This is a genomic window from Mycobacterium sp., from assembly GCF_049683355.1.
GTDB lineage: Bacteria > Actinomycetota > Actinomycetes > Mycobacteriales > Mycobacteriaceae > Mycobacterium.
The window spans coordinates 1-8,642 of the sequence record NZ_JBAUJB010000247.1; the positions used below are offsets into that span (position 1 = coordinate 1).

6 protein-coding genes and 3 pseudogenes are annotated in these 8,642 nt (G+C 67.7%); 6 read left to right on the plus strand and 3 right to left on the minus strand.

The features are described from left to right. The 4 genes and pseudogenes from WA944_RS15105 to WA944_RS15120 all read left to right on the plus strand — a co-directional run. A pseudogene (locus WA944_RS15105) lies at window positions 1–190 on the plus strand (hypothetical protein); the annotation flags it as partial. An 85-nt stretch (window positions 191–275) separates the two neighbouring features. Beyond that, window positions 276–3,293, plus strand: a complete 3,018-nt coding sequence (locus tag WA944_RS15110; RefSeq protein ID WP_526369434.1) for an AMP-binding protein — start codon at window positions 276–278, stop codon at window positions 3,291–3,293. Window positions 3,294–3,352: 59 nt separating this feature from the next. Beyond that, window positions 3,353–3,874, plus strand: a complete 522-nt coding sequence (locus WA944_RS15115; RefSeq protein WP_526369432.1) for a hypothetical protein — start codon at window positions 3,353–3,355, stop codon at window positions 3,872–3,874. Window positions 3,875–3,877: 3 nt separating this feature from the next. Next, the gene (locus WA944_RS15120) at window positions 3,878–4,078 is read left to right on the plus strand and encodes a Trm112 family protein (RefSeq protein WP_163890758.1); all 201 of its coding nucleotides are present in this window, start codon (window positions 3,878–3,880) and stop codon (window positions 4,076–4,078) included. Here the strand turns inward: WA944_RS15120 and WA944_RS15125 are convergent. From WA944_RS15125 to WA944_RS15135, 3 genes and pseudogenes are all read right to left on the minus strand, one after another. Next, on the minus strand, window positions 4,075–4,698 hold the full coding sequence (locus tag WA944_RS15125; protein WP_163890760.1) for a TetR/AcrR family transcriptional regulator: 624 nt from the start codon (window positions 4,696–4,698) through the stop codon (window positions 4,075–4,077). The two genes, WA944_RS15120 and WA944_RS15125, sit on opposite strands and share 4 nt — an antisense overlap. 5 nt (window positions 4,699–4,703) lie before the next feature. Then, a pseudogene (locus tag WA944_RS15130) lies at window positions 4,704–5,532 on the minus strand (ABC transporter permease). Then, window positions 5,466–6,232: pseudogene (locus WA944_RS15135) on the minus strand (ATP-binding cassette domain-containing protein). The pseudogenes WA944_RS15130 and WA944_RS15135 overlap by 67 nt, the downstream one beginning before the upstream one ends. A 59-nt stretch (window positions 6,233–6,291) precedes the next feature. Between WA944_RS15135 and WA944_RS15140 the strand changes: the two are divergent. Then, entirely contained in the window at window positions 6,292–6,903 is a 612-nt protein-coding gene (locus tag WA944_RS15140; protein WP_526369427.1) for a DNA-3-methyladenine glycosylase, read from the plus strand. A gap of 19 nt (window positions 6,904–6,922) precedes the next feature. Next, entirely contained in the window at window positions 6,923–8,203 is a 1,281-nt protein-coding gene (gene tyrS / locus WA944_RS15145; protein WP_526369425.1) for a tyrosine--tRNA ligase, read from the plus strand. Window positions 8,204–8,642: the final 439 nt, after the last annotated feature.

The following is an 8,642-nucleotide window of genomic DNA, read 5'->3' on the forward strand; positions in this document are numbered from 1 at the left end:
GGCGCCCAACGACTTCACCAAACTCGACGAGGTCATCGACCGGCTCAACCACTTCGAGGCCCGCTATAACCAGACCGCTGCGCCATTCAAATGGAAGTTCACCACCACCGACCTCGACGACCTGCTCAACAGGCTCGACAACCACACACCAGAGTCCCAGCACGACCCCGCCCAGCCCCGCGCAGCATGACCCCCGAGGAACTTACGAGCGAGACCACTAAGCGCGCTGACCCACCCCGCCGATCGCGGCGGACCGTCATCACCGTTGTGTCATGATGACCTCGGCAACGGTGGTGTTGGAATCCGTGGGAGGGAAGTTCGGCGTGGTGGACCTCTCGGCGATCACCGGGCCTGTGGGGCGTCTTGTGGCCACCGCGCAGAACGGTCTCGAGGTACTGCGTTACGGCGGGCTGGAGACCGGCGCGGTTCCGTCGCCGTTCCAGATCATCGAGAGCGTCCCGATGTACCGGTTGCGGCGCTACTTCCCGCCCGACAGCCGTCCGGGTGCCAAGCCCGCCGGACCTCCGGTGCTGATGGTGCACCCGATGATGATGTCGGCCGATATGTGGGACGTCACCCGCGACGAGGGCGCGGTCGGGATCCTGCACAAGGCCGGGGTCGACCCGTGGGTCATCGACTTCGGCTCGCCCGACAAGATCGAGGGCGGCATGCAGCGCAACCTCGCCGACCACGTCGTGGCGCTCAGCGAGGCCATCGACACGATCAAGCTGGTGACCGGCCGCGACGTCCACCTGGCCGGCTATTCGCAGGGCGGGATGTTCGCCTATCAGACCGCCGCCTACCGCCGGTCCAAGGACCTGGCCAGCATCATCGGGTTCGGCTCGCCGGTCGACACCCTCGCCGCGTTGCCGATGAACCTGCCCGCGAGCCTGGTGCCGGCCGCCGCCGACTTCATGGCCGATCACGTCTTCAGCCGCATCGACATCCCCGGCTGGCTGGCGCGCACCGGGTTCCAGATGCTCGACCCGATCAAGACCGCCCAGTCGCGGCTGGATTTCCTACGTCAGCTGCACGACAGGGAAGCACTGCTGCCGCGCGAGCAGCAGCGCCGCTTCCTGGCATCCGAGGGATGGATCGCCTGGTCGGGTCCGGCGATCTCCGAACTGCTCAAACAGTTCATCGCCCACAACCGGATGATGACCGGCGGCTTCTCCATCCACGGTGACCTGGTGACGTTGTCCGACATCGACTGTCCGGTGCTCGCGGTCATTGGAGAGGTCGACGACATCGGCCAGCCGGCTTCGGTGCGCGGCATCAAACGGGCCGCCCCGCAGGCCGACGTCTACGAATTCCTGATCCGTGCAGGCCATTTCGGCCTTGTCGTCGGATCGAAGGCGGCGACCCAGACCTGGCCCGCCGTCGCCGCCTGGGTGCGTTGGCTCGACGGCGGCGGCGAGATGCCCGAGGGTGTGTCGCCGATGCCGCTGCAGCCGTCGGAGAACACCGAGAGCGGAGTGTCGTTGACCTCACGGGTGGCGCACAGCACCGCCGCCGCCACCGAGATGGCGTTCAGCCTGGCCCGGTCGGCGGCCGGTGCACTGGTTGCCGCGAACAAATCGGCACGCACGCTCGCCGTGGAGACCGCCCGCACGTTGCCCCGGCTGGCCCGACTGGGTCAGGTCAACGACCACACCAGGATCTCGTTGGGCCGCATCATGTCCGAGCAGGCGCGGGACGCACCACACGGGGAGGCGCTGCTGTTCGACGGCCGGGTGCACACCTACGAGGCTGTCGACCGGCGGATCAACAACGTCGTTCGGGGCCTGATCGGGGTGGGGGTACGGCAGGGCGCCCGCGTCGGTGTGTTGATGGAGACCCGGCCCAGCGCGCTGGTGGCCATCGCGGCCCTGTCGCGGCTGGGGGCGGTCGCAGTGCTGATGCCCCCCGACGCCGATCTGGCGACGGCCGCCCGCCTCGGTGCGGTGTCGGAGATCATCACCGACCCGAGCAACCTCGACGCCGCCCGCGCCCTGGACATGCGGGTGCTGGTGCTCGGCGGCGGTGAAGCCCGTGACCTGCACCTGGGCGACGCCGCCGACGTCGTGGACATGGAGAAGATCGACCCGGACCAGGTGGACCTGCCCGGCTGGTACCGGCCCAACCCGGGCCTTGCCCGGGACCTGGCGTTCATCGGGTTCAGCAGCATCAGCGGCGAACTGATCGCCCGCCAGATCACCAACTACCGGTGGGCGCTGTCGGCGTTCGGCACCGCCTCCGCGGCCAACCTCGGCCGCAGTGACACCGTCTACTGCCTCACCCCGCTGCATCATCAGTCAGGCCTGCTGGTCAGCCTCGGGGGTGCGGTCGTCGGTGGTGCCCGTGTCGCGCTGTCGCGGGGCCCTTGTCCGGAACGGTTCCTGCAGGAGATCCGTCAGTACGGCGTGACCGTGGTGTCCTACACCTGGGCGATGCTGCGGGAAGTCATCGACGATCCGTCGTTCTCACTCACCGGCTCTCATTCGGTCCGGCTGTTCATCGGGTCCGGAATGCCCGCGGGCCTCTGGAAGCGCGTCGTGGAGGTGTTCGGCCCCGCACAGGTCGTCGAGTTCTTCGCGACCACCGACGGCCAGGCCGTGCTGGCCAACGTCGCAGGCGCCAAGATCGGCAGCAAAGGCCGGCCCCTGCCCGGGGGCGGTGAGATCGCGCTGGCCGCCTACGACCCCGAGGACAACCTGATCCTCGAAGACGATCGGGGATTCGTCCGACTGGCCGACACCGACGAGGTCGGCGTGCTGCTGGCGCACCCCCGCGGCCCGGTCGATCCGCTGGCCTCGGTTAAGAGGGGGGTGTTCGCGCCCGCCGACACCTGGGTGTCCACCGAGTATCTGTTCCGCCGCGATGAAGACGGGGACTACTGGCTGGTCGACAACCGCGACGCGGTGATCCACACGGCTCGCGGGCCGGTGTTCGCCGCGACGGTCAACGATGCGGTCGGCCGGTTGGGTGCAGTCGACATGGCCGTCACCTCCGGTGTCGACACCGGCGCTGAGATCCTCGCGGTGACCGCCCTCGCTCTGCGGCCCGGAGGCAGTGTGCCCTCCGCCGACCTGTCAGAGGGGCTGGCCGAACTGCCGGTGGGCGAGGCGCCGGACATCGTGCACGTGGCCGCCGAGATGACGCTGTCCGCGACCTGCCGGCCGCTGACCGGTCCGCTGCAGCAGCAGGGCATCCCGAAAGCGTCGCGTAACGCCTGGTACCGAGACCCCGATACCCATCGGTACAAGCGGTTGACCGTTGCGGTGCGCAGCGAGATCGTCGGCAGTCAGGAGTGATGCCCGGCGGTGGTTGCACTGTTAGGCTCGCGCTGGCTGTTTTTCCACGAGGAGGATCGATGTCACCACGAATCTGGCGCCGCTCGACGGCGACCGCGCTGGTAGGCGCAGCGCTGGTCGGCGGCCTCGTGTCGGGTGTCGCTGCTCCGGTCGCGGGCGCCCAGCCCGCCCAACCTGCCGAGCCGACCACCGAGAACAGGGCGGCGGTGTCGCCCGACCAGATCCTGATGATGATCTCCCAGGAATATCAGACGGGCTCCGGCGGCGGCCAAGTGTCCAAGCTGATCGAGCAGGTGATCACGCTGCGATCGCGCGGGATCCGACCGTCGATCTCCAGCACCCGGGCGCTGGCGGCGGGCCTCGAGGCGCGGCCCAACCAGAAACCTCTGATCGACGCGCTGCAGGCGACGCTGGTCGACCAGCGCAAGCAGTTCTCCCGGCAGGGCGTGCAGGCGCCCGCCCCGGGCGCGCCGCCGGTGGCCACGCCGGGTAGCCCGCATGCGCCGATGGGGCCGAGTTGGGGTGGGGGCAACCCGATGATCCGAGACGACGCCCCGATCTTCCCGATGCCCGGTCGCTGAGAGTTGGACGCCCAACTCCTCTCGATCCTGGTCTGCCCCGCCGATCGGGGCCCGCTCCTGTATGTCGACGGCCAGCTCTACAACCCGCGTCTGCGACGCAGCTACCGCATCGACGACGGCATCCCTGTCCTCCTCGTCGATGAGGCGGTCACAGTCGACGACGACGAGCATCACCGGCTGCTCGCTGCGGCCGGGTCGTCTTAGGCCAGATTCGGCAGGTCGCCGGTCAGGTACCTCTGGAGGTTCGGCGCGACGGTGTCGACGACCTGTTGCACCGGAAGCGATTTGAACGGCTCGAGCTCCAGGATGTATCGGGCCATCACGATGCCGACCAACTGCGACGCCACGAACTGCACCCGGATCCGCCCGCTTCCCGGCGGATCGTCGACGCGGCTACCCACCTCGGCGGTGATCACGTCCTGCAGGAAAGCCCGGAACAGCGAGACATCGGAGACGTTGCTGCCGGCCAGTATCGACCGCAGGGTGGCGATGAAGCCCTTGCCCAGCTCAGAGTCCCAGATGGGTAGCAGCAGCGACGGCAGCACCCGGCCGATCTGCTCGACGGGCACCTCACGCAACGGTCCGATGATCGTCATCGGGTCGATCGGGATCTGGATCGCCGCGGCGAACAGCTGGGTCTTGGTACCGAAATAGTGGTGAACCAGAGCCGGATCCACGCCCGCGCCGGCAGCAATGGCCCGGATCGAGGTGTTGTCGATTCCATTGCGAGCGAACAGGTCACGCGCACTCGAGAGAATACGATCGCGGGTGTCCGAGGCGCCGGGTGGCCGCCCGGGACGCTTACGCTCCGGGTTGGTCGTCAATCTGTCTAGGGTGTCCTTCGCCGTAGGGTCGCAGCGGCCAGGCCGAGGGAGAGCACCGCGAACCCGATGACCACCACGATGTCTCGCAGGGCGACCGACGTCAGCTCCGGGTGTGCACCGACCTCCTGTAGCGCCTCAAGAGCGTAGCTGGCCGGGAGCGCGTTGCTGATCCACTGCAGCCATTCGGGGAGTTGCCCACGCGGGACGATGATCCCGCACAGCAGCAGTTGGGGCGCGATGAGCAGCGGCATGAACTGGACGGCCTGGAACTCGGTGCGCGCGAATGCACTGCACAGCAGGCCGAGTCCGACACCGAGGACGGCGTTGGCGATCGCGATCAGGAACACCCACCCGGGGCTGCCTGCGGTGTCGAGTCCGAGAAACCAGAACGACACCACACACGCCAGGGTGGCCTGCGCGGCCGCGGCCACGGAGAAGGCGGTGCCGTAGGCCGCGAGCAGGTCGAGCCGACGCAGCGGGGTCGTCAGGATTCGTTCGAGAATTCCGGACACACGTTCCCGCTGCATCGTGATCGAGGTGATCAGGAACATCACGATCAGCGGGAACACCCCCGAGCATGATCAGGCAGGCGGAGTTGAACGGCGACGGCTCACCGGGTCGGCGAGGCACCTCGACGAACATGAAATACAGCAGCGTGATGATCAGGCTCGGGACCAACAGGATCATCGCGGCGCTGCGGTGGTCGCCGGCGAGCTGTCGCAGGATCCGGGTGGTCGTCGCGAGATAGCCGCGCGGGTTCAGCGCGCTCAGGCTGCTCCTGCTGCGGTGCCGCGCCGGATGATGGACAGAAACGCTTCCTCCAGTGACTGGCATTCTGTGCCTCTGTTCGCAATCGGGTCGGTGAGCTCTGGGCCAGTACCTGCCCGTCACGCATGAGAAGCAGGTCCACGCAGTGGTCGGCTTCGTCCATGACGTGGCTGGACACCAGCAGCGTGGTGCCGTCGCGCGCCAGCTGATAGAACCGCTCCCAGAGGTCAGCCCGCAGGACGGGGTCGAGGCCGACGGTCGGTTCGTCGAGGACCAGCAGGTCGGGGTGGGCGACCAGGGCGCATGCCAGTGAGACCCGGGTGCGCTGACCGCCCGACAGGTTGCCGGCCATGGCTTTGCGGTGATCCTCCAACCCGACGGCGGAGATCACGTCGTCGACGTCATGGGCGCCGGAGCCGCAGAGCGCAGCGAAGTAGCGGACGTTGTCCAGGACCCGCAGATCCGAGTAGATCGTCGGGTTCTGGGTGACGTACCCGACGCGGTGGCGCAGGTCCGCCGACCCCGCCGGGCTGCCCAGTACCGTCACCGATCCGCCTGCGACGATCTGGGTGCCGACGACGCTGCGCGTCAACGTCGTCTTTCCGCAGCCCGACGTTCCCAGCACGCCCGTGATCACCCCGCGCGCCACTTTCACGCTGACGTCGTCGAGTGCCACGTGCCCACCGCGGACGACCCGCAGATCCCTGATGTCGACGGCGTCGGGAGGCGCGCCGCCCAGGAATTCATCGTCCGATGAAGTCATCATCAAATGAAATATGCGCCGTGGTCGAAGAGGTGTCAATACCGGTCCGTAAAGTGACGGCGATGGCAGTCGAGGGTCTGGCGGTCGACCCGCTGGCAGCCGCGCACCTGCTGCTGGGGTCGGTACTGTTCGGGCGCCAGGTCAGCGCGGTGATCGTCGAGGTGGAGGCGTACGGGGGACCGGCGGACGGACCGTGGCCCGACGCCGCAGCGCATTCGTTCCGGGGCCCGGGGCCGCGCAATGCGGTGATGTTCGGCCCACCGGGATCGCTCTACACCTACCGCAGCCACGGCATCCACGTCTGCGCCAACGTGGTCTGCGCGACGGACGGGGTGGCAGGTGCGGTGCTGCTGCGAGCCGCGGTGATCCAGTCCGGCGCCGAGACCGCCCGCGTCCGGCGGGGGGAGCGGGTCAGTGCGCCCGGGTTGGCGCGCGGGCCGGGCAACCTGTGCTCGGCACTCGGGATCACCATGGAGGACAACGGCACCGACCTCTGTGATCCGCATGCTGAGGTCCGGCTCGAGCTGGGTGAGGGGCAGACCGGTATGACGGGACCCAGGGTCGGCGTCAGCAAGGCCGCCGACAGACCGTGGCGGATGTGGCTGGCAGGACACCCGGAGGTGTCGGCGTATCGGCGCAGCCCCCGGGCACCGACTCCCGGACAGAGCGACTAGTACGGAAGGATCAGAGCTCGTGACTTCTGCGGCTTCCATCCTCGACGAATTGGAATGGCGTGAGCTCGTCGCGCAGTCCACCGACCGCGCGGCATTGGCTACAGCGCTGACCGACGGCCCGGTGACGGTGTACTCCGGTTTCGACCCGACCGCGCCGAGCCTGCACGCCGGGCATCTGATCCCGCTGCTGACGCTACGGCGCTTCCAGCGGGCCGGTCACCGACCCATCGTGCTCGCCGGCGGGGCCACCGGGATGATCGGGGATCCGCGTGACGTGGGGGAACGCACTCTGCAGACCGCCGACACCGTCGCCGAGTGGTCGGGACGGATCCGCGGCCAGTTGGAGCGCTTCGTGGAGTTCGACGACTCGCCCACCGGGGCCGTGGTCGCCAACAATCTGGCCTGGACGGGTGAACTCTCCGCGATCGAGTTCCTCCGCGACATCGGCAAGCACTTCTCGGTGAACGTCATGCTCGACCGCGACACGGTGCGCCGCAGGCTCGACGGCGAGGGGATCTCCTACACCGAGTTCAGCTACATGCTGCTGCAGGCCAACGATTTTTTGGAGTTGCATCAGCGCTACGGGTGCACGCTGCAGATCGGCGGGTCCGATCAGTGGGGCAACATCATCGCCGGCGTGCGACTGGTCCGGCAGAAGGCCGGCGCCACGGCGCACGCGCTGACCACGCCGCTGGTGACCGACTCCGAGGGCAAGAAATTCGGAAAGTCCACCGGCGGCGGCAGCCTGTGGCTGGACCCCGACATGACCAGCCCGTACGCCTGGTACCAGTACTTCATCAACACCGCGGACGCGGACGTGATCCCGTACCTGCGCTGGTTCACCTTCCTGTCCGCCGACGAGATCGCCGAATTCGAGCAGGCTACCGCCGATCGCCCGCATGAACGCTCGGCGCAACGGCGGCTCGCCCGGGAACTCACCGACCTCGTGCACGGCGATGCGGCGACGGCGGCGGTGGAACACGCCAGCCAGGCCCTGTTCGGGCGCGGGGAACTCGGCCAACTCGACCAGGCCACGCTGTCCGCAGCGCTGCGCGAGGCGTCGGTGGCCGAGTTCGTCTCCGGCGGTCCGGCCACCATCACCGATCTTCTGGTCGCCAGTGGACTGTCGGCGAGCAAGGGTGCTGCCCGGCGGACCATCGCCGAGGGTGGTGTCTCGGTCAACAACGTGAAGATCGCCACAGACGACTGGGTTCCGCAGCCGTCGGACTTCCTGCACGGCAAGTGGCTGGTGCTGCGCCGGGGCAAGCGGAATATCGCTGGCGTCGAGCGTGTTGAATGACTCACTGCAGCGAAAGCTGTGGTCACAGGCTTGCGGAGTGGTTCGGGAACAATCCCGGGCGCAGCGCCGTTGAGCTTGTTCAGGAGTCGACGCACCGCATGGTGCGCACGCGGGGTCGAGGTTGAAAAACACGCCCTAGCAGGCCATTTGACTCTCAGTTTTCCCTCACGTAACTTGTTGAAGTCGTCGCAGCGCGGGCCCAGCCCGCAGAGCGCGACGGCCTCCCAGAGGGAAAGCACCACTTCGGTGGTTTCCTGACCGTCCGCACTACCAGAACGCGGCTTTAGCCGCGGGTTCGGTGGCGCGGCTGGGCGGGTGTGTTGTTTGAGAACTCAATAGTGTGTTTGGTGGTTTTTGTTTGTTTTTTGGTCATGCCTGCATTTTCCCGTTTGGGGGTGTGACTGTTTTTGATGCCAGTTTTTGGTGTCTGTTTGTTAGG